The following is a 26719-nucleotide window of genomic DNA, read 5'->3' as shown; positions in this document are numbered from 1 at the left end:
TAAATTCAGTTTCAGACCAAGCTCGCGGTAAAGAGCAGCAGCGTAATGCCGAGATCGGCCAGTTTCTGTAGCAGATCACCGCTCGCGAAACCCATGTAGTTAAGCGCGAAACCGGTCGCCAGAAAGCCGACCAGTGGTGGCAGGCCGATGCCTTTGGCCAGAAAACCAAGCAGAAATGCGAGCGTGATCCACTCAACATCGCCCAGTGCTATTGCTACCCACTCAAAGTCCATTGATCTACGCCCTATCCCATCCGAAAAGGAGTGTTCATTATGCCGGATAACAGGGGCCAACCACACACCCTTTAGGTGCAGTCATAGCCCCCCGTGAGAAGAAGCGGTAAGCTCCCTCCCAGCCAGATGAATTGGCCGACAGATAGAACAGAAGAGATAGAGATATGAGCTTTGCCTCGCTGGGCCTCTCCGAGCCGATCCTCGATGCCCTTGCCGACCAGGAGTACCAGTCACCCTCCCCCATCCAGTCCGAGGCGATTCCCGCCGTACTGGCGGGTCGTGACCTGATGGCAGCGGCTCAGACCGGCACTGGCAAGACCGCAGCCTTTACCCTACCAATTCTGGAACGGCTCTCCAGCGGCGAACGTGCGCAGGCCAATCAGGCACGGGTACTGGTGCTTACTCCCACCCGCGAGCTGGCAGCACAGGTCGGTGAGAACATTAGTACCTACGGTCGTTATCTGGTGCTGCGCTCTACCGTCGTTTATGGCGGGGTGAAGATCAATCCGCAGATGATGGCCTTGCGAAGGGGTGTCGATCTGCTGGTAGCCACGCCGGGGCGTCTGCTCGATCTCTACAACCAGAATGCGGTGAAATTTAAACAGCTCGAGGTGCTGGTACTCGATGAGGCCGATCGCATGCTCGATCTTGGCTTTATCGACGACATTCGCAAAATTATCTCGCTGCTACCGAAACAGCGTCAGAACCTGATGTTCTCGGCCACCTTCTCCGATGAGGTTCGCACGCTGGCCAAAACCATCGTTAACAATCCGGTCGAGATATCCGTCACACCACGCAACACCACTGCCAAAACGGTCAAACAGTGGCTCTGCCCGGTCGACAAAAAACGTAAACCTGACCTGCTCACCCATCTGATCAAAACGGAACAGTGGGGACAGGTACTGGTCTTCACCAAGACCAAACAGGGTGCTGACCGCCTGACGCGGCACCTAAGCAATAAGGGAATCAAAACCGCTGCGATTCATGGCAACAAGAGTCAGGCGGTCCGCACCAATACGCTTGCCGACTTCAAGGCGGGAACAATCCAGATTCTGGTCGCCACCGATATCGCCGCCCGTGGCCTCGATATCGACCAGCTGCCGCAGGTGGTCAACTTCGACCTGCCCCATGTAGCGCAGGACTACATACATCGCATCGGTCGCACCGGGCGTGCCGGTCTTAGTGGTGAAGCGGTATCGCTGGTCAGTGCCGATGAGTTTGACGACCTCTCCAAGATCGAGAGCCTGATCAAACATGAGCTAAAACGGGAGTATGTGGGCGGCTATGAGCCGGTGCACGAGCTACCGCAGTCGCGTCTCGACCTGCGCCCAAAAAAACCGAAAAAGCCCAAGAAACCTAAAAAGCCGAAGATTGAGCACAAAGATGGACAGCGCGTAGGAAAACAGAAACAGGAAAAGGTAATTACGAGCAAAAAACCGATCAAACGTAGAAGACGCACGTAGACCACACCGGGGTCGGAGCCGCCTTTCAACTCCGCCCCATAGATGCAATCGAGAGGGTTAAGCACCAGGTGGTCAACTTCGAACCGCCCCATCGTAGCGCAGGACTACATACATCGCACGGTCGCACCGGCGCTGGGTCTTAGCGGTGAAGCGGTATCGCTGGTCAGTGCCGATGAGTTAACCTCCAAGATCAGAGCCTGATCAAACGAGCTGAAACGATATGTGGCGCAGCCTGACGATACCCGCAGTGCGCCTTCGACCTGCGCCCAAAAACCGAAAGCTTCGAAACCGCCAAAAGCCGAAGTCTGAGCCCAATGATGGCCAGCGCGTAGAAGACAGAAACAGGAAAAGTAACTTACGAGCAAAAGCCGATCAACGTAGAAGACGCACTAGACCATCCTGGCTCAGAGCCGCAGTTCGACTCCACCATCGATGATCGAGAGGAGTTACGCTTGACCCGGCGTACTCTGAACGAGCGCCCCTTCATCTTCCTCACCAGTTTCGTGCGCTTCACCGCCTTCTGCGAGACGGCGACATAGGCCCAGTTATCAAAGATCTGAATCTTACCGACCTGCTTGCCCTCGATACCCTGTTTGCCTGTCAGGGCACCGAGAATATCGCCGGGACGTAGCTTCTGCTTCTTGCCGCCGTCAATCTGCAGCGTCGCCATCTCTGGCGCCACCGGTTCGTTGCCCAACACACTCTGGGGCGGAAGCGTCTCACCGACAATGGTCCGGTCGATAAAGTGGCCTAGCATCTCCACCTTGTAGTGCTCTTTGTCGCTGAACAGCGAGAAGGCAACACCCTTACTGCCCGCACGTCCGGTACGACCGATACGGTGGTGTGCAATCGGATCGTTAGAGCATGGATAGTGACCACGCATCAAGGCTCGATATCGACCAGCGCCCACATCGGTGCCACCTAGTCGAGACACTCTTGCTGGCAAACTGCACCAGCGCCTGACCCGTACGCTGTTCCCAGATCACCAATGCGTTTGCAACGACTAACCGATCTGGTGAGGTGCGCTAAAGTCGCGCCTCACGCTTTATTAGGAAGACCACACGATCAGGTCGTGCGTCAACAGCAGCGCGTTGCCTCCAGGCGCTGTTCATAATCAGCCACCTTGAAGAAGTGCTGACCGATAGTGGAGTCATCATGTGTTGCGGTCACCTGCACCATCATCGGCTTCACCATAATGCGCTTGGCAATCGACTCGATCTTTGGTGGAAAGGTGGCCCCAAAGAGCGTCAGACGCTTTAAGTCTCATCGACATCGCATCAAGCGCCGTTGGAACCCATCTCCAGCATGCCCGCCTATCCGGCCAGCAATCAGCTTCCAGCTCCGACCTACGAAGTGCTCCAACGACGCCCCGGCGTACCGACAATGATATGCGCCCCATGCTCCAGAGAACCGATCTGTGGACCAAACGGAACCCCACCACAGAGCGTCAACACCTTAATATTGGGAATGGAGCGCGCCAGTCGACGAATCTCCTTCCCTACCTGGTCAGCCAGTTCACGCGTCGGACGAGAGCACCAACGACTGCCCGAAACTCCTCGAGCCTGCTGCACGCCCCAATCCAAACGCGCCCTTCGATCGTCTTTCCTGGCAATCACATCCTGGCCAGAATGCGGGCAGACTCCTGAATCGGTGTCATCGACTCAAACCAAGCGTGGATAGGTTCTTCAACAGATCGGTATGCAGCTTAAGATTAGAGAAATCGGTGTTGCTCAAGGGAGATATTCCTGTCTGGATGTAGCAGCAGACATGCTAGCTACAGGAGTTTGGAGGTCGAGAGTGCGCCACTATACCTCCAGCGGGTAGCACAGCGACTACAGTGAGGCGTTATCAGGCTTGCTCAAACAGACTTATTATATGGGTACCGCCCCTTTAGCTCTCAGACTACAGAGTGGCACTCTCAGGGGATAGAAAACCGGGAGTCGCTATTTTTGCGAAAGTTTGTTTTGGGCATCCAAGCCCAAGCAAACAGCAAAAACTTAACGCGACCGTTTATGCCTTCGGCGCCCCGACCGTCCTGCGTACGTTGCGTAATCACCTCTTCGCGGCTCTACACAACTCCCTCAGTGACTCTACGCCGACATAAAGCCGCTGCTGCATCTTCTTCGTCGTCCGCTCGCGCTCTCAACTACGAATAGGCAGACGGCGTCGACTATCGGGACTAACCGCCCTCACTTCGCTCTCCATGGCGGTCAGCGTTGGAATAGCTGCCTTTATTGTCCAATAGCACTGGGTAATTGAGCAGAAGTTGTATGAAAGGTTAGCTATAAAGTTTCATCTGACCCCACTTATTGTGGCCAGATATCATGGGATACTACAAGCCTCGGCGTATCCAACTCCACCTGTAGTATTGACAGTAACGCCACCATTCGACGCTGAAAGTGCAGCTGCATTTTGCCATGGACGGAATCTGAAGAAAACTGCCATCAGCAGTCTCAGTAAGAGAGATGATCACCGTTGGAAAAGTGTTGCCGCTCGCTGCCAAGCAGGTTTCTGTGTTGGCGATCGTAGTAATTACTGTCAAGCCATCGTTGTTTCCATTGGCACTAAATGTATTGTTGCTTACTGTCGCATTGACATCTGAGTCACCGAAGTTATCGATGAGTAATCCTGTGGCTGTATTATTGATAAGCGAATATTGCTTATGGTGATATCAGCTCGGCTGTGAGCTACAGCAAGATTTCCGACAAAGATCTTGATGGTTTTGTCGCTTGAACTGTCCCTAAATCAACGAAGCTATTATCGATGATATTGATCGTTGAGGTAGCATTATCATTAACAAAGAGATCGATTCCATCAGCTAGAGAAAGACCATTTCCGTCTGTATCATTGCCGCTGATATTGAAGCTCACTGAGGAACCACCTGGACAGAGAAGTCCATTACATCCGTACTGACACCAGTAAAGGTATTACGGTTACTAGAGTTACCGATGGTGATGCTGTCACTACCACTGGTACCATTGATATCAATCTCGATGCCGTCTTTCCATGTGTTAGTAAAGCTGCTGCCAGTAATGGTGGCATTAATTGTGCTCGAGGTACTGGTAATAATATCGACAGCATTTTGCATGCCACTGAGGGTGGTGTCACCGCTAAAGGCGAGTCCGTCCACTGTCAAGATCAGGATGCCGGTAGCGAGACCGGAGTTGTCGATATCCAGACCATCCACTGCGGTGGAGCTGTTCGTTATGCTGCTATCGCTCAGGCTTACGGTTCCAATTGAGTTGGACAAACTGATGCTGTCACCACCAGTATTAGACAATGTAACATTCTGTACCGTCAGTCCTGTGATACCTGCTCCACGGATACGCTTGCATTGCCGGTTAGGGTAACGCCTTTGATGGTGTTGCCGTTAGATACGGTGATAGCATCGACGCCTCCAGTCGCTGTAATGGTGGGTGGTGTTCCCGCTGCAATCGTTAGCCCACTTACTGACAGTCCTTCTCCTTCACCGATTAGTTGGCCTGCTGTTGTCAGGGTGATGCCACCGCTATATGAGCCAGAATATACAAAGATAGTCTCTGCGCTTGATGCTGCCGCTGCGCCAGCTGCAAGAGTGTTAAATGGTTTTCAGAGGTTCCATCGCCACCTGCAGCAGCCGAATCATCCACGTACCACACCATACCACTCAGAGAAATATTGGCGGTGCCAACATCAGAATTAGGGTCCACACCGTCATTGTCATTCAGTGTGTATTGAAAGCTATCACTGCTAATGTTTGCAGGAGGCGTGTAGACAAAACTTCCGTTACTACTCATGGTTACCGAGCCTCCTTTGCTTGTCGCTATGGTACCTGTTGTGGCTGTCAGGGCATTGCTTGGTGATTCTGTATCACTATCATTTGCTAGCACACCAGGGGCAGCAAAGGTTTTTCGTGTTGCCTGTGGCGCTAAAGCTATCCACCGCAGCTGTTGGTTCATCGTTGACCGAATTAACGGTGATACTCACCGTTGCTGCGGCTGAAGTAGCTCCCTCATTATCGGTCACGGTAAAGGCGAAGCTGTCACTGCCAAAATAGTTGGCTGCAGGAGTGTAAGTCAGATTTGGTGCGGTGCCGCTCAACGCCCCGTAGGCAGGATTGGTGCTCACCGTATACGTGCTGATGCTGCCATCACTGTCGTTGCCCGCCAGGGTAATCGCCTCGGGTATGTCTTCATTGGTGCTCGTCGTCTGACCTGTTGCAGTCGGCCTATCGTTGACCGAATTAACAGTAATGCTCACCGCCACCGCGACTGAAGTAGCTCCCTCATTATCGGTCACGGTAAAGGTGAAGCTGTCGCCGCCAAAATAGTTGGCTTGCAGGAGTGTAAGTCAGGTTTGGTCCGGTGCCACTCAACGCCCCGTGGACAGGATTGGTGCTCACCGTATACGTGCTGATGCTGCCATCACTGTCGTTGCCCGCCAGGGTAATCGCCTTGGGTGTGTCTTCATTGGTGCTCATCGTCTGACCTGTTGCAGTCGGCCCATCGTTGACCGAATTAACAGTAATGCTCACCGCCACCGCGGCTGAAGTAGCTCCCTCATTATCGGTCACGGTAAAGGTGAAGCTGTCGCTGCCAAAATAGTTGGCTGCAGGAGTGTAAGTCAGATTTGGTGCAGTGCCACTCAACGCCCCGTGGACAGGATTGGTGCTCACCGTATATGTGCTGATGCTGCCATCACTGTCGCTGCCCGCCAGAGTAATCGCCTTGGGTGTGTCTTCATTGGTGCTCGTCGTCTGACCTGTTGCAGTCGGCCCATCGTTGACCGAATTAACAGTAATGCTCACCGCCACCGCGGCTGAAGTAGCTCCCTCATTATCGGTCACGGTAAAGGTGAAGCTGTCGCTGCCAAAATAGTTGGCTGCAGGAGTGTAAGTCAGGTTTGGTGCGGTGCCGCTCAACGCCCCGTGGACAGGATTGGTGCTCACCGTATATGTGCTGATGCTGCCATCACTGTCGTTGCCCGCCAGGGTAATCGCCTTGGGTGTGTCTTCATCTGTAGCTAGGCTTAAATTATTAGCATCAGGTGTCTGATTCTCAATTTCTATACAGCCAGCAAGAGCAGTCGATATAACAAAACAATTCCGATTAAATGTACATTTGAAGCAAAGCGAGCATGCATATGTTGTCCTTAACATGGTGTGTGTTAATTTCGTAACCTATTGTTTTATTTGTGCCCGGGACCGGAGTCGAACCGGTACGACCTTGCGGTCGGGAGATTTTAAGTCTCCTGCGTATACCAATTTCGCCACCCGGGCTTGATGCGGTGACTCGATCACAGAGGCTGCGTGATTCGCGCGCGATACGTGATCTCTCGGTACCGAAGCGCCCTATTGCGGGGTCGTCCTCTGCACCGAGCGGCATTATACCCTACCCCCGGCTCATTCAAAGGCTCTTCGTTATCAATTTGCGACTAATCTTGCCGGGTTGGTTCTCTCGGCAGGGATGCTGATATGATCGGCTCAGTGCAGGGCTGCAGCGGCAGTCGATCACCCTAATAACAATGAGAGCACGAGATTATGAATGGAACCCAGCCGTCTCACCTTCTATCTATCTTCACCGGCGCAACACTGCTGATTGGCTCAGCCACACTCAGTGCGACTACCAGCACGCCACCCCATATGAGCCCGCCGTTACGCTGACCGCTGCAACACTGCTGGATGAATCAGTCACGACCTCTGAGCACTACCGTATCGAGCCTGAGGTGGCGAATGACGGCAGGATGAACAGCTACCAGCTCAGCTCTGAGATTCAGTCGCTCGTGGTCCACACCGATTCGCTGCTGCGTGAGCGCGCCCACGAGATCGAGGCGATTGTGGCACTGCGGCAGATGAAGGAGAGCGACACCTTCCAGAAGGGCTTTATGGCTGCTGCCGAGGCACCGATCAGTCTGACGCGTAATCTGGTCACCGATCCGGTCGGCACGCTTGAATCTATCCCTCTGGCATCGGCAATGTGCTAAGTGACGTAGGCGCGGCTATCTCCAGCATCGGCAAGGAGAGCAGTGATGAAGACGATACGCTGGCCAAGAACCTGCTCGGTTTTAACACCGTTAAACGCCGTCTCGCTGCCGAGCTGGGTGTTGATCCCTACTCCAGTAACAGACTGCTGCAGGAGGAGCTGGATGATGTGGCGTGGTCGGTATTTGCCGGTGGTGCACCGATTGAGGCGGTGATGGTGGCGGCACCGATGGTTGCCTCGGTCTCGGTACGCATCAGCAACGGTACCCAGAGCGACCCCAACGGCTGGAAGATCAGCCCCACCACGATGCTAAAGGCCGCTGATCAGTCGGCGCAGAAAATCGGCCTTAGCTCGGGGAGTCGCTATTTTGCGAAAGTTTGTTTTGGGCATCCAGCCCAAGCAAACAGCAAAACTTAACGCGACCATTTATGCCTACGGCGCCCCGACGTCCTGCGTTCGTTGCGTAATCACCCTTCGCGGCTCTACACAACTCCCTCAGTGACTCTACGCCGACATAAAGCCGCTGCTGCATCTTCTGTCGTCCGCTCGCGCTCTCAACTACGAATATGCAGACGGCGTCGACTATCGCGGACTAACCGCCTTCGCTTCGCTATCCATGGCGGTCAGCGGAAGAGGAGTCGACCCAGCTCGTCTACCACCCCATCTGCAGCGTGAACCACCTCACACGACAGGTCGCAGCTATCAGCATCCTGGAAGGGGCGCTCGGTAGAGAGGCGCTACTGAAAAGCAACAGCGGTGCTGATTCCGAGATGGCATGTCGCCACGCCCAGCAGCAGGCTGAGCTGATCTACAACTACCACACCAACAGAGACCGCGTGATCAATCTCCATAGTCAGGATGGGCAACTACAGCTGGTCGACTGGAGCGGTAACAAGATCTATCCCGTAATCGCCGACTACCTCACCCTGAGTGAGTCCAACAATGGTTTGATCGAGGCTCTTACCAGGCCTTCAACCAGCAAGCGAATTCTATGGCTCTCTGGTCGCGCCTCTCCCCAGCTTCTAAGTGCACTCAGCAAACAGGGTATTGAGCTTGTGGAGCAGGCCCAGACCACCCCTCTAAGCGTGGCTGAGATCCTGCTGCCAGAACGGGTACAGGAACAGCGTGAGGCGGAGAACAAGGGCAACCGCACCGGAGAGATCGCCTCCAGTATCGGTAGCACCATCGGCAGCGTGTTCGACGCCATCACACCCGACCTGGGAGAGGCAGAGGCGCCGCCCGAAGCGCAGTAGCCACCTCCCCAGCCACATCGAAACGATGCCGATCCAATCGAGCGTCGTTTTTTTATCTTAAAAATTGGTGTTGACCCGTCTATAGGATCAGGGTTCATGATTGTTTTTCGACGGCAATTGGTGACTTTATGTTGACGGTGACCCAGATCGCCAGAAAGTTTGGCATCTCCAGAGCGACCATTCTGTACTACGAGCGTGAGGGCTTGCTAATGCCTGCTAATCGTTCGGATAACGGCTACAGGTGGTACGGCGACAGTGAGATTGAGCGGTTGGAGGCGATTGTCGCTTACCGTTCGTATGGGATACCCGTCGCAAACATAGGTGACCTGCTCGATCGTAAACAGGGAGCGTCTCAATTCCAGATTTTGAGAGATCACCTCAATGAACTGGGAAAAGAGATCAACCTTCTTAGGAGACAGCAGAAGGCGATAGTCGCTTTACTGCAGGAACCAAAATTGTTGGAGGAAAACATGGTAACTAAAGAGCGTTGGGTAGCAATCATGTCGGCTGCAGGATTTGATGAAGCAGCGATGCGAACATGGCACCAGAAGTTTGAGCAGATGGAGCCGGACGAGCATCAGAAGTTTCTTGAGTCTTTAGGCATTCATGCCGAAGAGATAGCACGAATCCGTAGCCTGTAACATCAACGGTCTCAGGGACGAGACCACCCATCTTCACTACTCCCGAAACAAGAGTTTCAGACAAAAAAAGACCTAGCGAAAACGCTAGGTCTTTCTTCTTAGTGGAGGCCGGACCCGGAGTCGAACCGGGCTACAAGGATTTGCAATCCTCTGCCTAACCGCTTGGCTATCCGGCCAGATATAAAAAACCCCGGTCAATCGACCAGGGTCTAGTATTTGGAGCGGGAAACGAGATTCGAACTCGCGACCCCGACCTTGGCAAGGTCGTGCTCTACCAACTGAGCTATTCCCGCGAGAGCCGGTTCTACATCGGCCAGCTTATCTGTCAAGCCAAGTTATGAACTTTTCCTGTAAAATTGGCCATGCCTTGATGAGGTAGACGATCATCGACCAGAGCGTCAGGCTGCAGCCATAGATCAACACGATGCCAGCATCGTAGGTGGGGAAAGGGCCGATTGAGTCTCCATAGAGTAGCAACAGGATGGCCCCAATCTGGGCGCTGGTCTTGAGCTTGCCGACCATCATCACCGCCACCTTCACCCGTTCACCAATCGCTGCCATCCACTCTCGCAGTGCCGAGATAGCGATCTCACGGCCGATGATGATCAGCGCGGGGATCGCCAGCAGCGGCGTGGGATGTGCCTGTACCAGCAGCACCAGTGCGGCGGCAACAATCAGCTTATCGGCGACCGGATCGAGGAAGGCACCGAAGGGTGACTCCTGCTTGAGGCGACGTGCCAGATAACCATCGAGCCAGTCGGTAAGACCGGCCAGGGCGAAGATCAGGGTGGTGACCTCATTTGACCAGCTATAGGGGAGATAGAAGACCACGACGAAGACCGGTATCAGTGCGATACGCAGCAGCGTGAGCAGATTAGGAATGTTCAGTGGCATTGAGCCCTGCCCTTTCAGTCATTGTCGTTATGAAACTGGTCATATATCCGTTGTGCAAGTGCCTTGCTGATACTGGGTACCTTGGCAAGATCCTCGACACCGGCGCGTGCGATCTCTCTCAGCCCACCAAACTGTTTTAGCAACTGCTGTCGGCGCTTGGGACCCATCCCCTCAATATCCTCCAACGGTGAACGCTTGCGTGCCTTGGCACGGCGTTGACGGTGGGCGGTGATGGCAAAGCGGTGGGCTTCATCCCGTATCTGCTGCACCAGGTGCAGAGCCGACGAATCATCGGGCAGTATAATGGGGGCCTTGGAGTCGGACAAGAAGAGCTGTTCCATACCGGCTCGCCGTTCCGGCCCCTTGGCCACACCGACCAGCGTCACACCCTCCACCTGCAACTCATCAAGCACCTTACGCGCCTCACTCAGCTGCCCCTTGCCGCCATCGATAAAGAGGATATCGGGCAGTATCCCCTCCCCCTTCTTCAAGCGGGTATAGCGTCGCATCAGCGCCTGGTTCATCGCCGCATAGTCATCACCACCGGTGATGCCTTCGATATTAAAACGGCGATAGTCGGACTTGATCGGCCCCTCATGACCGAAGACCACACAGGAGGCAACGGTCGCCTCGCCCATCGTATGGCTAATGTCAAAACACTCCATGCGTGCCGGCAGCTCATCGAGCTTGAGCGCCTCCTGCAGCGCCTCAAAACGCTGATAGACACCGGCACGGCTCTGCAACCGGGCGCTGAGAGCATGTTCGGCATTGGCGACGGCCATCTTCAGCCAGCGTGAGCGCTCACCGCGCAGCCGACTGCTGATCGCCACCTTGCGTCCAGCCCGCTCGCTGAAGGCCGCCTCCAGCAGCTCATGCTCGTTCGGTTCGACATTGATCAGAATCTCGGCAGGCACTTCGCGCTCAAAGTAGTACTGAGCGATGAAAGCGCCCACCACCTCCTGCAGATCAGCATCAGGCGGCACCTTGGGAAAGAGGCTTTTGTTGCCCAGATTACGACCATTGCGGATAAAGAAGAGCTGTATCGAGGCGGTTCCGCCCTTCAGCACCGCACCAACCACATCGAGATCGCCGCTCTCACCGCTCACATACTGCTTCTCCTGCACCCGACGCATGTTGGCGATCTGGTCGCGATAGTGAGCCGCCTGCTCAAACTCCAGCTTCTGTGAACTCGCCTCCATACGTTCGACAAGCTCGTCGATCACCTCATTATTGCGCCCCTCGAGAAACAGCGTGGTACGGCGTACATCCTCACCATAGGCCGCCTCGTCGATCAGTCCGGTACAGGGAGCGGTGCAGCGTTTGATCTGATACTGCAGACAGGGACGCGTGCGGTTGGCAAAGAAGCTCGGCTCGCACTGACGCACCTGAAAGAGCTTCTGTAACAGATTGAGACTCTCACGCACCGCACCGGCATTGGGATAGGGACCGAAGTAGCGCCCCTTGCCGCGCTTGGCACCGCGATGGGTGGTCAGGCGCGGAAAGGTCTCATCGGTGGAGACATAGATATAGGGATAACTCTTATCATCACGCAGCAGCACGTTATAGCGCGGCTTGTGCTCCTTGATCAGCGTGTTCTCAAGGATCAGCGCCTCACTCTCGGTGTGAGTGATGGTGATGGCAATGTCACGGATCTGCGCCACCATCGCGTGGGTCTTGATCGTCTGACCGGAGCGGTTGAAGTAGCTCGAGACACGTCGCTTGAGATTGCGTGCCTTGCCGACATAAATCACCGTTCCCGCCTCGTCGAGCATCCGGTAGACACCGGGCTTCGAGGTCAGGCTTTTGAGAAACGCCTTGTGATCGAAGGGGGGATTGTCGTTCTGCTCTTCACTCATGTGCAGCGATTATGCCGTATTGGGCTCAGCGCTTACGACCCTTTTTACCCAGCAGCTCATCGGCCGAGGCGAAGACATCACGGAACATCTCGGGGGTGAGACGACGAGTCTGGGTGTTGTAGCGGCTGCAGTGGTAGGAGTCGAGCAGCCAGCGATCGCCTTCGAGCGGGTAACGATTATTGTGACCGAACTTATGCTGTGAGGCCTTCAGCCCGAGTGCACGCAACACCGCATTATGGGCGACACCACCCAGAGCCATGACGACAGCCCCCTTCTTCAGACCATTCAGTTCATTCTGCAGATAGGGGCTACAGGCGACCACCTCTGAGGTAAGCGGTTTGTTCTGCGGCGGCAGGCACTTGACCGCATTGGTAATACGACACCCCTTGAGCTTCAGCCCATCATCGGCCGAGACCGACTCAGGTCTATTGCCGTAACCGAAGTGGTGCAGCGTCTCGTAGAGCAGCACGCCCGCATAGTCGCCGGTAAAAGGGCGACCGGTGGCGTTGGCGCCGTGCATACCGGGCGCAAGGCCAACAATCAGTAGATCGGGATTCTTCGCACCAAACGGTGCAACGGGTCGGGCGTGGTAGTCGGGGTACTCTTCACCCACCTCGTCGAGGAATTCACTGAGGCGTGGGCAGAGGCGGCAATCGACATCGAAACTGAGTTTTTGATCCATAGCAAAGTGTGCTGAGTAGCTTTCGAGGCTGCCAAGCTTACCACTCGGTCGTGTGCCAGGGGTCAGAGATTCTCCTGATCTCGCATATTGGTATCGACCACACCGTAGCGGATCGCCAGATGGGTCAACGCCACATCATTCTCTACCTTTAGTTTCTCGTAGAGCCGATAGCGATAGGTACTAACCGTCTTCGGGCTGAGGTGAAGCTTCTCCGAGGTCTCCTGGATACTGTAGCCCTGGGTGATCATCATCATCACCTGCATCTCGCGTTGCGAGAGTTTGGAGAATGGGGTCTCATCGCCATCGAGCATCGAGAGTGCGAGGCTCTGCGCGATATCGGGGCTGATATGTTTTTTACCGGAAAAGACCGTCTTCACCGATGCAATGATCTCATCGGAGGCGCAGTTTTTGGTGATATAACCCGAAGCACCCGCATTGAGCAGACGGCTGGGGAAAGGGTCGTCGGTATGAACGGTGAGAATAATCACTTTAGTACCGGGCTGGATACTAGAGATCTTAGTGGTCGCTTCAAGACCACCGATGCCGGGCATATCGACATCCATGATCACCACATCGACCTCATTCTTACGAACAAAATCGATTGCCTCCTCTCCACTGGTCGCCTCAGCGATCACCTCAATCCCTACAGCATCATCTAGAATTCGTTTGGTACCGGTACGAATCAGCTGATGGTCATCAACGAGTAAAACTCGAATCATCTCAATTCCTTATTGTGCGTTCAGTCCGATTTGAGTCTACCACCCACGACAAACAATTGTCATACGATGACAGCATCGGAACTGTGACATTAATCACGGAGTACGGAAATTAATTATAGAAAAGCAGCAGCGATATAACACCATAGATCAGGCGTGGTAAATAGCGATTAACCAAAGTTAACAACGGATGTTAAAAACTTTACACGTTGCATGGTTCACAAAAATAGAATCCCGCCAAAATTCACCACATGCACGGCGATATACTGCAACGATGCAGATCAATAAGCTGATTACCGCCCTACTCCTACTGACCCTTTCACTATCGGCCACGGCCGAGTGGCACAGAGACGAGCAGCCCATCATGGGTACGTTGATCCGAGTCGAACTGTGGCACTCAGATTCTACGCTCGGTAAGGCGGCCGTCGCTGCGGTCTTCGAGGAGATGCACCGCATCGACCATTTGATGAGCCCCTACAAGGAACAGAGTGAACTCTCCCGGGTTAACCGTGAGGCGGCCAATCAACCGGTAGTCATCAGTAGTGAACTCTACCAGCTCATTGAACGCGCCAACGAGGTCTCAGAGCTCTCGAACGGCAGCTTCGATATCACCTTCGCCAGCGTTGGCCACCTCTACGACTACCGCAATCAGATCAATCCCAGTGCCGATACCATCGAGGCACAGCTCAACACCATCGACTACCGCCACCTGATACTTAACCCCATGCAGCAGAGCATCTCCTATACACGTCATGGTGTGCGTATCGATCTGGGTGGAATCGCCAAGGGGCATGCAGTGGATCGCTCCATCGCTCTTCTCAAACGGCGCGGTATCAGCCAGGCACTGGTCAGTGCCGGTGGCGATACCCGCATCCTCGGCAACAAACAGGGGCGTCCCTGGATGACCGGTATCCGTGACCCAAGGAATCCAGGCCGCAGCGAGGTGGTCGTACCGCTGAGTAATGCCGCCATCTCCACCTCTGGTGACTACGAGCGCTACTTTGAGAAGGACGGCATTCGCCATCACCACATCATCAGTCCATCAACGGGACGCTCGGTTGATGAGCTACGCAGCGTATCGATTATCAGCGCCAACGCCACCACTACTGATGCCTTATCAACCACGGTGTTTGTGCTCGGTCTGAAAGCTGGCATGAAACTGGTAGAGGCTTCACCGGATCTCGAAGCGATCATCATCGATAACCAGGGCAAGATGCACTACTCATCGGGGCTGGGTACTCCACAGAGATAACAGTACAGAGATAACAGTACGGTCCTATCCAGATAGCCGTTCTGTGCCAGACGACTCGCCTTTACTGTTTAGACTCTCTCCACACACAAAACCCGTAACAAGCGTCTATACTCTTGTCCGCTGGTGTTATCTATTAAACTCAATTAGCCTGAATGACCGACTGCCGTTGCGACTCCCCTTTAGACCCCATGACAAACCTCAGAATCATCTTTCCACTACTGCTTCTATTAACCGTTGTTGTTACGGCAATGGTGATGCATGTCTCGCAACTTCAATCGAACCTGATCAACTCCACCGCGCTCAAAACCGCTGAACTCTATTCAGTCGCTTTAACCCAGTTCCGTAGCCTCTACTCATCAGAGGTGGTGTCGAAGGCGAGCGCATCGGGTCTCGATGTCACTCACGACTATGTGGATCGCGATAACGCAATTCCACTACCAGCGACACTCGGTATGAAACTGGGTGAAGAGATCGGCAAACATGCCACCGGGGCCAGGGCGCAGCTCTACAGCCCCTATCCGTTTCCCTGGAGAAGCGAATCGAGAGTGCAGAGAGCATTTGAAAAAGATGCCTGGGCTTTTCTCTCTGTAAACACCGACCAGAGTTTCTCCCGTTTTGAGTCGACGGGTGAAACCACTCTGTTGCGCTACGCCACCGCCGATGTGATGCAACAGGCCTGCGTTGATTGCCATAACACCTACCCTGACACACCCAAGGATGACTGGCAGGTGGGCGATGTACGTGGCGTACTGGTTATCAGCCTGCCGATCGATGACATCATTGCGCAGACCGAAGAGAGCCTGAGATATACAACCTTCGCCTACGCTGCCATCGGACTTGGCATTGTATTGGTGATCGCCTTTGTCATCGTCAGGCTGCGCAACCAGTCGAAGGTGCTGCAGCAGCGGGTCGAGGAGCGTACCGCCAGAATCGAGAAGGAGATCGGTGAACGAAAGCAGGCTATGAACTCATTGATAGAGTCCGAAGAACACAACCGATTGCTGCTCGATTCGGCGGGTGACGGTATCTACGGCCTCGATCTGAACGGCAATACAACCTTTATCAACCCGGCCGCCTGCAAGATGCTCGGTTATAAAGTGGATGAACTGCTCGGTAAACCGATCCATGAGATTGTGCACCACAACCATCCCGACGGTTCCGATTACCCCAGCGAAGAGTGCCCGATGTACGCCGCCTTTACTGACGGTGAAGTACATCGGGTTGAGGATGAGGTGTTATGGCGCAAGGATGGCAGCAGCTTCCCGATTGAGTACACCAGCACCCCGGTCTACAAAAACGGGGCGCTTGTCGGCGCGGTGGTGACCTTCAACGACTCGAGTGAGCGCAAGAAGATGGAGCGCATGAAGAACGAATTCATCTCAACCGTCAGCCATGAACTACGCACACCGCTAACATCCATCAAGGGCTCACTCGGGCTCATCGCCAACGGACAGTTTGATGAAGATCCCAAGACGGCCAGAAAGATGTTGCGCATCGCCTACGAGAACAGCGAGCGCCTCACCCTGCTGATCAACGACCTGCTCGATATCAACAAAATTGAAAACAGCGATACGCTGTTCGAGATGAAACCGCTCAATCTTAGGACATTGCTGGTCGATGCCATCTACGCCAATCAGGGATTCTCCGATAAATACAACGTCAAACTCAGCTGGCAACCAAGCGATGAAGATCAACTCACCATCAGCGCCGATAAAAACAGGCTGATACAGGTCCTCTCAAACCTCTGCTCCAATGCGATCAAGTTCTCACCCGAGGATGGTGAGGTTGTCATCTCTACGAGCCACGATGATAAAACCGTCCGAATCTCAATCACTGACAACGGCCCCGGCATCGCCGCCGATTATCAACAGAGCATCTTCGAGAAATTCGTTCAGGCCGACTCATCCGACACACGCAATACCGGCGGCACAGGCCTGGGACTTGCGATCACCAAGGAGATCATCGAACGACACGGCGGCACGATAGGTCTCGAGAGCACACCGGGAGAGGGTGCCAGCTTCTACTTTGACCTCCCCCTCACCGATAAGAGTCACTGAGTCAGCATGACTCAACTGGTATCACTATTTTGGAATCCCAGCTTTTACGCGATTTCTACCACCTCTTTTTGCACGATAGAGTGCATCTATCCGCCCTCTTTAGCATGGCATCGATATCATCACCCAACACAAAGCTTGCAACACCGAAGCTGGATGTTCGTTGACCGATTTCAGAAAATGGCTGCATCTCAATTTCCATTCTGAGTTTCTCAGCAACTCTTATCGCCTGATTCAGATCGGACTCAGGACAGATAATCATAAACTCCTCTCCACCCCAGCGACCGGCAAAATCCGTCACTCGAACGGATTTCAGGATTAACCGCGCAATAACAATCAACACCTCATCACCCACCTGATGACCATAACTATCATTGATCTGCTTAAAATTATCGAGATCGCACAAAATCACTGACAGTGGTTTTTCATAGCGTCTTGCACGTTTCAACTCAAGCTCAAAAATATCATCTACTTTTTTCGGTTATATAACCCTGTCAGATAGTCGGTACTTGAAAGCTCTTCGATCTGTTTCTTATCCGTAATGTTCTGCTGGATGGCGGTATAACCGATAATTTCGCCGTGTTCATTCAGGTCTGCTTCAACATTCGCTTCTACCCAGTAGCCACTACCATCCTTCGCCCTGTTCAGGATCTCACCACACCAACTATTCCCCTGTTCAATCGCCCGCCACATCTCACTGTAGACCTTATCGGACATATCAGGATGACGAATAATATTGTGTGGTTGTGTTAACAACTCCTGAGTGGAGTATTTCGAAATTTGGCTAAACGCCTCTGAGGCGTATGTAAAACGACCGTTGAGATCAGTACTCGAGGTGATGATATAGCGGTCCAGAATATCGATATAGCGCTGTAGTTTGTTATGCGCCTGCTTGAGCTCATCCGCTCGCTTCTCGACCAGCGCCCTCAGCTGTCGAACCACCAACACAAGCCCAAACGCTACCAGCAGCAGTAAAATCGAGCCGCTCACCAGCCATACGACCCATTGAGGAATCTCACTATCAATATTCAAATAGTCGCTATAGACAATATGCCCCAGCTCCGCATCGGGTGGAACCATCGTCTCCGTTCGGTAGATCTCGGCAATACGCACAAAGCGGTCAGCGTTAAGATGCCCAACCTCAACCAGATTTGGCATGATCATCTCTCGGGTCGAGCTGGCCTCATACAGAAGTGCGGCACGACTCTTTTGGATCCATATCGTTCGATGGTCCAGTCAACAACCTCCTCCGGGTTTTCCAGCGCGTATTGCCACCCTTTGAGTGCCGCACGACGGAATCGCAGCGCAAGCTCAGGCTGCGTTTGCATGATATCTTCACTGGTAAAGAGCATGTCACCGTATAGATCGATGCCGTAATTGAGCGGATTGATCATTCTGACTGAAACCCCTCGCTCCCTGTAATAGTAGGGCTGGTCTGTCAGATAGGCGGTCATCGCATCGGCATCGCCGGTAATGAGCGCATCGTCTTTGAAGGTATGGGGAACATCTCGGGGAGTCGCTATTTTTGCGGAAGCATGTTTTGGGCATCCAAGCCCAAGCAAGCGGCAAATACTTAACGCGACCGTTTATGCCTACGGCGCCCCGACCGTCCTGCGTACGTTGCGTAATCACCTCTTCGCGGCTCTACACAACTCCCTCAGTGACTCTACGCCGACATAAAGCCGCTGCTGCATCTTCTTCGTCGTTCGCTCGCGCTCTCAACTACGAATAGGCAGACGGCGTCGACTATCGGGACTAACCGCCTTCGCTTCGCTATCCATGGCGGTCAGCGAGAAAATCCCGTCATCCATACCCTCCTGGTGAAACATGGCGGTAATAGCGGCATCATCAACTCCCTGCTGCCGCATCAACCGCTTCCCCTTGAGTTCAAGCGGTCCGTAGATGTTCGCCTCAGCAAGCGTCAGCAGGACCAGAGGCGAGTGTTGAAAAATTGCACACAGTACGACAACCGGCTTCCCTGAAGCCGATGCAAAATAAGACTCGAGTCTGCCACCCCAAACTGCGCCTCTCCATCGATCACCTGATCGACCGGAGAGATGAGGGATCACGCTCATTAATCTCGACCTCGAGGACTCCTCGGCAAAAGCCCTTCTCCTGTGCCGCATAGTAGCCTGCAAATTGAAACTGGTGATACCACTTCAACTCCAGCGTCACCTTGTCAGCGGCTAGTACGCCAGCCTGAGTCACGATTTGTAGAGACAGGATGACAAACAAGATAGCCATTCGCGATGGAGCGCGTACACAAGACATGAAGGCACAGCCCCTCTTGGGCGAGACAGATAATCGATCGGTTAAACACCAGACAAACATCAGATTATTTCAGCACTAACCACTGCGTCGAGTAGAGATGGCAAGACAATTCAACAGCATGGATCGCAAAACACTCCTCACCAGTCTCCACACCACGCCCTGAGATTGGCATCCAGCATCAGAACCAACCGTAACAGCGGTTAGAGGCGTGTAAAATCCTCAGCTCAATCAATCAGACCAACGGGATCGGCACTGGTACTACCCACATAGATCGAAACGCTATCGATATCGGCACTGTTTACAACAATAGGGCTGATATCTGAGGTGAAGATGTCATCATCATGATCATAAAAACCCCTACCAAAATACTCGTCATCCTCCAGCAACCGGTCGCCATCAAAATCGGTTCCTGCATAGAGTAGATAGGTTCCATCTGGGACGTTACTCATGCTAAACGGCACCTCTGGTTCAAATAGCGCCACATCGAGATTCATGCGTATTTGCTTGACCACATTCAGCGTTGATTCATCCACCAGCACCATATAAACATTGCCGACATCTCTCTCATCTAAAGTAGAAACTCTGTCGGTCACATTGATCCGTGTGACATATTGATCGCCATTGCTCATTACAAATGTAATATCGAGCAGGTAGAGACCGTCACCAAATTGATCGCGGTCGATATCGAGCTGGTAGTCACCGAAGCCTTCACCATCGACGGCCGTGGGGGTCAGCGTGGCCCAGGGGTAGTTGAGCGTTATCGAGTCGACAGTGAATGTGCCACTCCACTTCACGATCGAGATGGTTTGAGAGCTAGAGAGAACCATATTGTCGATTTCGTAGATGATACCGACCTCGTCATGCACGGGTGGTGTCGCACCACCAGCAATTGCCTGTGCCTGCTGCACCGCCTTGAGTGCATCGATCTTCCCGTAGCCATAGGTGTCATTGCGCACAGCCGCACCATCCCCGCTCAGGTCGGTCGTGATCGCACCATTTTCGATCAGCGCAGTGAGTAGCGTGGGCGTCAGTTCAGAGTAGACCGATTTCATCAGGGCAATAACACCGGCAACATGGGGCGTTGCCATGGAGGTGCCCTGTTTATGGTCATACCCCGACTCACGGCTACCGGATGAGACATCCACCGAGGTGCTGAGGATGGTGCTATCAAACTTGCCATCGTTATCGGCATCGATCTTACTGTCCCCTCCCGGTGCGACCAGATCGAGCGTGGGGCCATAGTTTGAATAGTAGGCCTGCTCGTCGCCCATACCGAGAGCTCCCACAGAGACCACACCTTCGTAATCGGATGGGTAGTGTGGAGCATCGCTGCCATCATTGCCCTTTGCGGCAATCACGATCACCCCGGCATTCAGGGCCGCACTGATCGCATCTTTCGATGCTTGGTTGACGTAGGCGCCACCCAGACTCAGATTGATAATATCGGCCGCCTGCGGCGGAACCGTGGCGGAGTCGTTTGCCAGGCCTGCCGCATACAAGATTCCCTGAGCGACATCATAGGAGGCACCCGATCCCCCCTCGCCCAGTACCCGGATCGGCATTATCCGCACATCGGGCGCTACGCCGGCCACCCCGGTGGTGGTATTGGTACTCGCCGCGATGGTGCCGGCCACATGGGTGCCGTGCCAGACGCTATATGAAATAACTATATCACCGGGATCGTCGGGGTCGGGGTCTGGATCGATGCCATCGCCATCATTACTCATTGAGGTTGATACGATAAAATCGTAACCAGTCGAGAGTAGATTGCCCGATAGATCTTCATGGGCCATAAAGACACCACTATCAATAACTGCGACGATAACCGACGCATCGCCGGTGGTGATATCCCAGGTGTCGGGAAGGTTTATCGCCGGGTAGTGCCACTGCTGCTCATAGTGCAGATCATCGGGTACGAGGCTCATTTTCTGGATATAGTTCGGTTCTGCATAGTCGATGCGACTATCCTGACGTAGTCGCTTGATCGCTTTAATAGTTTCGAAGGCTTCCCGATCCTTCTGACTTAAACCGATGCCGTAGCGACCGTCCAACAGGCTGTATTCACTTTCATCCTGGTCACTGCTAGCGGCTGACTGCAGCTTCCCTGAAGCGGAGTTCTGGCCCATATCGTTGACCGAAAACAGCGAGGCTCGATCTGCAGCGCCACGTATCATGCTGACACTGCCACGGCTGCTGACAGATTCAATCGCTCCGGGGAGTCGCTATTTTGCGAAAGTTTGTTTTGGGCACCCAAGCCCAAGCAAACAGCAAAACTTAACGCGACCGTTTATGCCTTCGGCGCCCCGACCGTCCTGCGTACGTTGCGTAATCACCTCTTCGCGGCTCTACACAACTCCCTCAGTGACTCTACGCCGACATAAAGCCGCTGCTGCATCTTCTTCGTCGTCCGCTCGCGCTCTCAACTACGAATAGGCAGACGGCGTCGACTATCGGGGACTAACCGCCCTCACTTCGCTCTCCATGGCGGTCAGCGGTGGCCGCCGCCACACCCTTTTTATCGGCACCTGCGCCCGGTGGATTCACCACCTCACTTTTCAGCTTTGCAATGACCTGACCGGGAACAAAATCGTCTTCGAGGCGCAGCGTTTGCACTTCGTCTACCGAGGTGAGATCCATAAATGTCGCCAACTTATAGGTGCTTTTACCACGGTAGGCGGCAACCACAATGTAATATTCGCCTCCTGTCGGAACGTGAAGCGTCTCACTGCTATGGGTTCCCAGAGCGGTAGCCACCGGAGATTCTGGATCATCGACTGAATAGAGATAGAGATCGAGATCGTTAGCGTTCTCTAACCCTGTCTCATCATCGGGGTTTTTGATGGTCAAACATATCCTTTGACCTACTGGCAGATAGGCTCTGTAGATATCGACCTCATCCGCACTGTAGGTAAACCGCTCTCCTTCGATACCTGTCGCCGTTTTGCTCACAAATCCCCAGACATTCCCTAGCGAAGAGGGAGATATTAATAGCTGCGCGGTCGCTGTTGTGTTGTTGCTCTGATAGTCAGCATTGATATCATTTACATCAGAGTCCACTGTTCCCGTTCCCGACAACCCCAGCACTCCAGATAAGGTCACACCACCACTGGCGGCAACGCTGATGTCGTGTGACACGCTGTGCTGCCCTCCTCGGTCATCGGTCACTGTCAGGATTGCCGTATGGGTACCATCTGCAAAGTAGGTATGGGTGGTCGATGCACCACTGCCCTGAAAGCCATCACCAAAATCCCACCCATAGCCGACGACGCTTCCATCAGAATCGCTGGAGGTGGTGGCATCGAAGTTGACCGTTACTGGGCTGGTGCCTGAGTTCACATCGACCGTAAAGGCCGCCGTGGGAAGTGTATTGGGGCCCTGCACGGTGATGGTGCGCACATCAGCCACATCCCCCTGGCTGGCACTATCGGTTGCCAACATCTGGACATCGTAGCTGCCTGGAACGGTATAGGTGTGCGAAGTGGTCACGCCCGAGGCGTTATCCCCGTCACCAAACTGCCAAAAATAGTTGATGATATCGTTGTCAGGATCGGATGAGGTTGAGGCGTCAAAACTGACCGTCAGCGGTGCAGGCCCGCTATCCACATCGACATCGTATCGGGCCGTCGGGTAGTGGCTTGCCGAAATAGAGTCGATGACATCGCTATCACTATCCTCAGCGCCAGCATTGTCGGTGACCGTCAGCGTGGCCGTATAGCTGCCATCGGAAGTGTAGGTATGGGAGACCTGTTGACCCACACCAGAGTCTCCGTCACCAAAGTCCCAGGCGTAGGAGACAATGGAGCCATCGGTATCAGTTGAACCGGAGGCATCAAAATTGACCGTCAGTGGCGTGGTGCCTGAATCGGTATCGACGCTAAAGGCAGCGGTCGGTGCCTGATTGGCTGGCAGTACCCGAATAATGTGTGCCGTGCTCAGCTTCGTGGCGGCATCATCATCACGCACCGTCAGCGTCGCAAGGTAGACTCCCGGCGTCGTATAACTGTGTGCCACAGTCTGACCATTGCCACTGGAGCCATCACCAAAGTCCCACCCGTAGGCGACGATCGTGCCGTCGGAATCACCTGATGCAGACGCATCGAAGTTCACCGTCAACGGTCCCTCTCCACTATCGGTATCGACACTGAAGAGTGCGGTGGGAGCGTTATTGGCAATCCACACCGAAATAGTCTGAGGTGTGGCGTTATCTATCGCCCCTTCATTATCGGTAACCGTGAGAGTTACTGAGTGATTACCGACGTTCGTGTAACTGTGGCTAACCTGCTGACCGGTGGCAGTACTGCCATCACCAAAGAGCCATGAATAGCCGGCGATACTTCCATCGCTGTCACTCGATGGGCTTGCATCAAAATTGACCATCAACGGGCTGTGTCCCGTTCCGACATCGACAATAAAAGATGCCGAGGGGGCCTCATTGGTACTCAATACCTCGACAACCCGTACCGTACCGTGCCACTGGCCTTAGCACCGGCATCATCAGTCACGGTTAAGTTAACCGAGTACTTGCCTGGCGTAGTGTAGAGATGTGTCACCTGCCGCCCCGTGGCAGAGCTGCCATCGCCAAAGTCCCAGCGGTATTCTGCAACGCTGCCGTCGATATCGCTGGATGTGGAGGCGTCAAAATTGACCGATTCACCACTGTCGATGCTGCTGGTACTGACCGTGAACCCTGCCGTGGGTGCCAGGTTAGGTGTTGGAGAGTCAGATCCCTGCGAAAAACAGCCCGACAACATAACCAAGAGTGATAGATATGTAATGAACCGACTGTAAGATCGATACGGGTGTTGGAGAGCGCTGGTCAAAATTGTCATAATCTTCTTTACAACAGTTGGCTACAGGCTGCAGCCAACTGTGGTTAATAAAGCCATAAGGGTCTGACGCCAATAGAGTAAGTCGAGCTGCCTCCGGCATTCAGAATGTGTAGCAAGAGGAGATCAACCAAAGGCACTTCCCTGATAGAAATTTCAATGTATCAGTGAAATATCGAACAAATATGACGCCCACAGCCCGCAGCATTTCTACGTTTTAATCAAAAAAACTACCAACCTCATCACCTGGCGCTTAGTAGTGATAGTTCACCCGGATATTGGCTCCGTAATTGGCAACGTTGTTAGTTGTCAGTGAGGGCAATTGGGAACACTCGGCCGAGTAGCTGAGCGCAACATTCCGATAACAGGCTGGATTATCCAGCGTGACACTGTTGTCCCAATAATCGAGATGGGTGGCGAAGGTAGTGCTCAGATGTTTGCTAAAGGCGTACTCAATATAGGGCTCAATCTTGGTTCGATAGCTGTGGTTACGCTGTTCACGATAGGCAACATGGTGAGTAGTCCCACCTGCAAGATTGACACTCTGTCTGCTTGATAGCTCTGAGTGGAGTGTATAGAAGTAGAGCTTTGAATCGATTCCGACAGAGAGCGAATTCGACAGATGATGGTTGAGATCCAGCCCCCCATAATGCCAATAAAGAGTGTATTGATATCGTGACTGACCGATTGCAGCAGCGTCTGATCCAGCTTTAACTGTGTGAGATCCGCCGATAGATCATGATGAGCCGCCGAGAGCCCCATCTTGGCAGTAAAGGTGTTATTGATTGGGAATAACACCACTCCATCAAGATGATTACGCACCAATAATCCACTCAGGTGATCGGTGGAACCCGCGTTATAACTCGCCAACGAGCCATCCAGATCCGGGAGTCGCTATTTTTGCGAAAGTTTGTTTTGGGCATCCAAGCCCAAGCAAACAGCAAAACTTCACGCGACCGTTTATGCCTGCGGCGCCCGACCGTCCTGCGTTCGTTGCGTAATCACCTCTTCGCGGCTCTACACACTCCCTCAGTGACTCTACGCCGACATAAAGCCGCTGCTGCATCTTCTTCGTCGTCCGCTCGCGCTCTCAACTACGAATATGCAGACGGCGTCGACTATCGGGACTAACCGCCCTCACTTCGCTCTCCATGGCGGTCAGCGAACGCAGGGTTGTGGTGTGATTGATATCAAGCAGCTCCGGTCGCATCGGCTGTTGATCCATCTCCGAGCGCTCATGCAGGTAGTCAACAGCAATTCCCCACTCACTGTTAAACAGCTTCTGCAGATGGACACCAAAGTGACGGGACAACAGATTCGACTCCGTTCTGGCCAGCGTTCCGTTATTCCAGGCGGGAAACAGATTGCTCAGCGGGTCAGGCTCATCCTCACCATAGAATCTGAGGCGTTGATCGGCGGCATAGGCGGCCCCAAGACTGACACCAATCTTCAGCGGCGTACCGCGCCCAATATCTGCGCTGACACCTCGATCCAGACCTGTGGCGACAAGGGCGTCTTGCGACTCATCACGGTCCGCAGTCACCGATGTTTCATCGCTGCTCTGCTCCACCCTAATCTCATCAGTAACAGCCAGGTCAGCATGTTCAACGTGGTTTTCCATCGACTGGTTAGCAGGAGTCGCACGAGGGTGTTCGGCGGGAGCTTCCACCACGACGCGACTCATTCCCCGTTCAGACGCTGCAAACCGAACAAAGGTGCCCGCACCGTGGTCTCGATTCATCGCCATCCGTAGCGATTGCGCCTTATCAAAGGAGCGGTAGGGCCCAATAAGCAGGCGATGCAGACCCTGCCGATCCCGATGACGATGTTGCAATAGATTCGGGTAGTTCTTGAGATAGGCCGGTGCAAGATAACCCTTGCTCGATGCAGAAACCTGCACCCAATACTCTCCAGCATCACTGGAAGCGACCGACACGACCTCACCCGGGAGTGACCTGGCACTCTCTCTGGCGATGGAGTCGTACTGAGAGGTCATTGTGGTAAAGCGGAGAAAGCCCATCGACACACCGCTGTTTTGCAGTGCCCGCTGTTCCGCCCGGACCTCAGGGTAGTGCTGATAGGGGCCGATCAGAACACGCGTCACACCATCCTGCCCCTGATGGATCACCCTCTTCTTATGCTGAGCGATACGTCCCAGGCTCGGCAAATTGACTCCTCTGGAGACCGCGTGCAACTGAATCCAGTAGTTACCTGCCCCCTGCTGGACCTTTGATACGATCGTTCCCGGCAACCCCTGATCCAAATCACCCGGTTGTGCCTGAGATGGGTTACTGACAAGCAACAGCATCAAAGCAGCTAATAGCGCACTCAACAACGGGCCGAAATCTGCCCGTGAAATCTGTGAGTGAACTGCAGTAACAAACATTAAGGATTCCTTACGAAAGCTTATTGAATAGAGGTTGCGTCGTTCCCGACATGAACTGCCAGGAAGCAAAAATGTCTGGTTGGATAGTCGATGACTCGCTAGATAATTAGCGGTAGGAAGTGGAAAATCTTTAGCCCTTTCAGACAGACCAACGGCTAATACTGAGGTGGATTAGATGCCTACACAGCGGTACTGCATCAATTTCTTAATTATGAATTCAAACAGACAGATA

The 26719-nt window shown here is 53.6% G+C and carries 34 protein-coding genes and 3 tRNA genes; 13 read left to right on the top strand and 24 right to left on the bottom strand.

The genetic code is table 11. From position 1 onward, the window contains the following. Positions 1–11: 11 nt before the first annotated feature. A complete protein-coding gene (locus HUE57_RS19120; protein WP_236725754.1) occupies positions 12–233 on the bottom strand; it encodes a cation:proton antiporter in 222 nt (73 codons plus the stop codon). Positions 234–397: 164 nt separating this feature from the next. Here HUE57_RS19120 and HUE57_RS11385 point away from each other — a divergent pair, with 164 nt between their 5' ends. Continuing rightward, positions 398–1696, top strand: a complete 1299-nt coding sequence (locus HUE57_RS11385; protein ID WP_174673205.1) for a DEAD/DEAH box helicase — start codon at positions 398–400, stop codon at positions 1694–1696. A gap of 355 nt (positions 1697–2051) precedes the next feature. On the opposite strand, the gene HUE57_RS11380 is transcribed toward HUE57_RS11385, so the two are convergent. Continuing rightward, positions 2052–2606 carry a DbpA RNA binding domain-containing protein gene (locus HUE57_RS11380; RefSeq protein ID WP_420885687.1) on the bottom strand — a complete coding sequence of 185 codons (555 nt, stop codon included), beginning with the start codon at positions 2604–2606 and terminating at the stop codon, positions 2052–2054. A 436-nt stretch (positions 2607–3042) separates the two neighbouring features. Next, positions 3043–3267, bottom strand: coding sequence for a DEAD/DEAH box helicase (locus tag HUE57_RS19115; protein ID WP_420885686.1), 225 nt, complete (start codon positions 3265–3267; stop codon positions 3043–3045). A 378-nt stretch (positions 3268–3645) separates the two neighbouring features. Here HUE57_RS19115 and HUE57_RS11370 point away from each other — a divergent pair, with 378 nt between their 5' ends. Next, positions 3646–3852, top strand: a complete 207-nt coding sequence (locus HUE57_RS11370; protein ID WP_174672502.1) for a hypothetical protein — start codon at positions 3646–3648, stop codon at positions 3850–3852. A gap of 531 nt (positions 3853–4383) precedes the next feature. Here the strand turns inward: HUE57_RS11370 and HUE57_RS11365 are convergent. From HUE57_RS11365 to HUE57_RS11340, 6 genes are all read right to left on the bottom strand, one after another. Beyond that, a complete protein-coding gene (locus tag HUE57_RS11365) occupies positions 4384–4566 on the bottom strand; it encodes a hypothetical protein (protein WP_174673204.1) in 183 nt (60 codons plus the stop codon). After that, positions 4563–4946, bottom strand: a complete 384-nt coding sequence (locus HUE57_RS11360) for a hypothetical protein (RefSeq protein ID WP_174673203.1) — start codon at positions 4944–4946, stop codon at positions 4563–4565. Before HUE57_RS11360 ends, HUE57_RS11365 begins: the two co-directional genes overlap by 4 nt. A 241-nt stretch (positions 4947–5187) precedes the next feature. Next, a complete protein-coding gene (locus HUE57_RS11355) occupies positions 5188–5634 on the bottom strand; it encodes an Ig-like domain-containing protein (protein WP_236860574.1) in 447 nt (148 codons plus the stop codon). Then, the gene (locus HUE57_RS11350) at positions 5552–5941 is read right to left on the bottom strand and encodes an Ig-like domain-containing protein (RefSeq protein WP_174673201.1); all 390 of its coding nucleotides are present in this window, start codon (positions 5939–5941) and stop codon (positions 5552–5554) included. Before HUE57_RS11350 ends, HUE57_RS11355 begins: the two co-directional genes overlap by 83 nt. A 22-nt stretch (positions 5942–5963) precedes the next feature. Then, complete coding sequence (locus tag HUE57_RS11345; protein ID WP_174673200.1) at positions 5964–6833, bottom strand: Ig-like domain-containing protein; 870 nt, start codon at positions 6831–6833, stop codon at positions 5964–5966. 36 nt (positions 6834–6869) lie between these two features. Further along, positions 6870–6953, bottom strand: a tRNA-Leu gene (locus tag HUE57_RS11340). A gap of 245 nt (positions 6954–7198) precedes the next feature. Between HUE57_RS11340 and HUE57_RS11335 the strand changes: the two genes are divergently transcribed. The 6 genes from HUE57_RS11335 to HUE57_RS11315 all read left to right on the top strand — a co-directional run bounded on the left by HUE57_RS11335 (position 7199) and on the right by HUE57_RS11315 (position 9550). Further along, positions 7199–7657 carry a hypothetical protein gene (locus tag HUE57_RS11335; RefSeq protein ID WP_174673199.1) on the top strand — a complete coding sequence of 153 codons (459 nt, stop codon included), beginning with the start codon at positions 7199–7201 and terminating at the stop codon, positions 7655–7657. Then, the gene (locus HUE57_RS11330) at positions 7651–8073 is read left to right on the top strand and encodes a hypothetical protein (protein ID WP_174673198.1); all 423 of its coding nucleotides are present in this window, start codon (positions 7651–7653) and stop codon (positions 8071–8073) included. Before HUE57_RS11335 ends, HUE57_RS11330 begins: the two co-directional genes overlap by 7 nt. Then, a complete protein-coding gene (locus HUE57_RS19645; RefSeq protein ID WP_272901959.1) occupies positions 8024–8158 on the top strand; it encodes a hypothetical protein in 135 nt (44 codons plus the stop codon). The genes HUE57_RS11330 and HUE57_RS19645 overlap by 50 nt, the downstream gene beginning before the upstream one ends. After that, complete coding sequence (locus HUE57_RS11325) at positions 8116–8331, top strand: hypothetical protein (protein WP_174673197.1); 216 nt, start codon at positions 8116–8118, stop codon at positions 8329–8331. The genes HUE57_RS19645 and HUE57_RS11325 overlap by 43 nt, the downstream gene beginning before the upstream one ends. Beyond that, entirely contained in the window at positions 8328–8909 is a 582-nt protein-coding gene (locus tag HUE57_RS11320; RefSeq protein ID WP_174673196.1) for a hypothetical protein, read from the top strand. The genes HUE57_RS11325 and HUE57_RS11320 overlap by 4 nt, the downstream gene beginning before the upstream one ends. 128 nt (positions 8910–9037) lie before the next feature. Continuing rightward, positions 9038–9550, top strand: coding sequence for a MerR family transcriptional regulator (locus HUE57_RS11315; RefSeq protein ID WP_078484968.1), 513 nt, complete (start codon positions 9038–9040; stop codon positions 9548–9550). 102 nt (positions 9551–9652) lie between these two features. Here the strand turns inward: HUE57_RS11315 and HUE57_RS11310 are convergent. The 6 genes from HUE57_RS11310 to uvrY all read right to left on the bottom strand — a co-directional run bounded on the left by HUE57_RS11310 (position 9653) and on the right by uvrY (position 13701). Beyond that, positions 9653–9726, bottom strand: a tRNA-Cys gene (locus HUE57_RS11310). Positions 9727–9767: 41 nt separating this feature from the next. After that, positions 9768–9843 (bottom strand) — tRNA-Gly (locus HUE57_RS11305). Between the two features lie 25 nt (positions 9844–9868). Further along, positions 9869–10444: a CDP-diacylglycerol--glycerol-3-phosphate 3-phosphatidyltransferase gene (gene pgsA, locus HUE57_RS11300; protein WP_174673195.1), complete on the bottom strand. Its 576-nt coding sequence runs from the start codon at positions 10442–10444 to the stop codon at positions 9869–9871. Between the two features lie 14 nt (positions 10445–10458). Continuing rightward, positions 10459–12300, bottom strand: coding sequence for an excinuclease ABC subunit UvrC (gene uvrC / locus HUE57_RS11295; protein ID WP_078484966.1), 1842 nt, complete (start codon positions 12298–12300; stop codon positions 10459–10461). A 25-nt stretch (positions 12301–12325) separates the two neighbouring features. Beyond that, a complete protein-coding gene (locus tag HUE57_RS11290) occupies positions 12326–12982 on the bottom strand; it encodes a uracil-DNA glycosylase (RefSeq protein WP_078484965.1) in 657 nt (218 codons plus the stop codon). A 62-nt stretch (positions 12983–13044) separates the two neighbouring features. Continuing rightward, complete coding sequence (gene uvrY / locus HUE57_RS11285; RefSeq protein ID WP_078484964.1) at positions 13045–13701, bottom strand: UvrY/SirA/GacA family response regulator transcription factor; 657 nt, start codon at positions 13699–13701, stop codon at positions 13045–13047. Positions 13702–13972: 271 nt separating this feature from the next. Here uvrY and HUE57_RS11280 point away from each other — a divergent pair, with 271 nt between their 5' ends. Beyond that, a complete protein-coding gene (locus HUE57_RS11280) occupies positions 13973–14950 on the top strand; it encodes an FAD:protein FMN transferase (RefSeq protein WP_078484963.1) in 978 nt (325 codons plus the stop codon). 188 nt (positions 14951–15138) lie between these two features. Further along, complete coding sequence (locus HUE57_RS11275; protein ID WP_172840387.1) at positions 15139–17007, top strand: ATP-binding protein; 1869 nt, start codon at positions 15139–15141, stop codon at positions 17005–17007. A gap of 55 nt (positions 17008–17062) precedes the next feature. On the opposite strand, the gene HUE57_RS11270 is transcribed toward HUE57_RS11275, so the two are convergent. The 3 genes from HUE57_RS11270 to HUE57_RS11260 are packed head-to-tail and all read right to left on the bottom strand — an operon-like array spanning position 17063 to position 18566. After that, entirely contained in the window at positions 17063–17467 is a 405-nt protein-coding gene (locus HUE57_RS11270) for a GGDEF domain-containing protein (protein WP_078484961.1), read from the bottom strand. A 5-nt stretch (positions 17468–17472) separates the two neighbouring features. Next, a complete protein-coding gene (locus HUE57_RS11265; protein ID WP_174673194.1) occupies positions 17473–18162 on the bottom strand; it encodes a PAS domain-containing protein in 690 nt (229 codons plus the stop codon). Between the two features lie 2 nt (positions 18163–18164). Continuing rightward, positions 18165–18566, bottom strand: coding sequence for an ABC transporter substrate-binding protein (locus tag HUE57_RS11260; RefSeq protein WP_272901958.1), 402 nt, complete (start codon positions 18564–18566; stop codon positions 18165–18167). Here HUE57_RS11260 and HUE57_RS11255 point away from each other — a divergent pair. Beyond that, positions 18530–18736: a hypothetical protein gene (locus HUE57_RS11255; protein ID WP_174672510.1), complete on the top strand. Its 207-nt coding sequence runs from the start codon at positions 18530–18532 to the stop codon at positions 18734–18736. The two genes, HUE57_RS11260 and HUE57_RS11255, sit on opposite strands and share 37 nt — an antisense overlap. On the opposite strand, the gene HUE57_RS11250 is transcribed toward HUE57_RS11255, so the two are convergent. Beyond that, on the bottom strand, positions 18723–19079 hold the full coding sequence (locus tag HUE57_RS11250; protein ID WP_174673192.1) for an ABC transporter substrate-binding protein: 357 nt from the start codon (positions 19077–19079) through the stop codon (positions 18723–18725). The two genes, HUE57_RS11255 and HUE57_RS11250, sit on opposite strands and share 14 nt — an antisense overlap. A 420-nt stretch (positions 19080–19499) precedes the next feature. Further along, positions 19500–21449 carry a S8 family serine peptidase gene (locus HUE57_RS11245; protein ID WP_174673191.1) on the bottom strand — a complete coding sequence of 650 codons (1950 nt, stop codon included), beginning with the start codon at positions 21447–21449 and terminating at the stop codon, positions 19500–19502. On the opposite strand from HUE57_RS11245, the gene HUE57_RS11240 reads away from it, so the two are divergent. Further along, positions 21448–21708, top strand: a complete 261-nt coding sequence (locus HUE57_RS11240; protein ID WP_174673190.1) for a hypothetical protein — start codon at positions 21448–21450, stop codon at positions 21706–21708. The genes HUE57_RS11245 and HUE57_RS11240 overlap by 2 nt on opposite strands. Before the next feature lie 24 nt (positions 21709–21732). On the opposite strand, the gene HUE57_RS19110 is transcribed toward HUE57_RS11240, so the two are convergent. From HUE57_RS19110 to HUE57_RS11215, 3 genes are all read right to left on the bottom strand, one after another. After that, on the bottom strand, positions 21733–23718 hold the full coding sequence (locus tag HUE57_RS19110; protein ID WP_272901957.1) for a PKD domain-containing protein: 1986 nt from the start codon (positions 23716–23718) through the stop codon (positions 21733–21735). Next, on the bottom strand, positions 23715–24026 hold the full coding sequence (locus HUE57_RS11220) for a PKD domain-containing protein (protein WP_236725720.1): 312 nt from the start codon (positions 24024–24026) through the stop codon (positions 23715–23717). Before HUE57_RS11220 ends, HUE57_RS19110 begins: the two co-directional genes overlap by 4 nt. Before the next feature lie 504 nt (positions 24027–24530). After that, positions 24531–24971 (bottom strand): hypothetical protein, encoded by a 441-nt coding sequence (locus HUE57_RS11215; protein WP_174673189.1) that lies wholly within the window; start codon positions 24969–24971, stop codon positions 24531–24533. A 30-nt stretch (positions 24972–25001) separates the two neighbouring features. Between HUE57_RS11215 and HUE57_RS11210 the strand changes: the two genes are divergently transcribed. After that, positions 25002–25232 (top strand): hypothetical protein, encoded by a 231-nt coding sequence (locus tag HUE57_RS11210; RefSeq protein ID WP_174673188.1) that lies wholly within the window; start codon positions 25002–25004, stop codon positions 25230–25232. On the opposite strand, the gene HUE57_RS11205 is transcribed toward HUE57_RS11210, so the two are convergent. After that, complete coding sequence (locus HUE57_RS11205; protein ID WP_174673187.1) at positions 25192–26352, bottom strand: SPOR domain-containing protein; 1161 nt, start codon at positions 26350–26352, stop codon at positions 25192–25194. The genes HUE57_RS11210 and HUE57_RS11205 overlap by 41 nt on opposite strands. Between the last annotated feature and the right edge of the window lie 367 nt (positions 26353–26719).

It is taken from the genome of Candidatus Reidiella endopervernicosa (genome assembly GCF_013343005.1).
GTDB lineage: Bacteria > Pseudomonadota > Gammaproteobacteria.
This window is presented reverse-complemented; position numbering and strand designations above follow the sequence as displayed.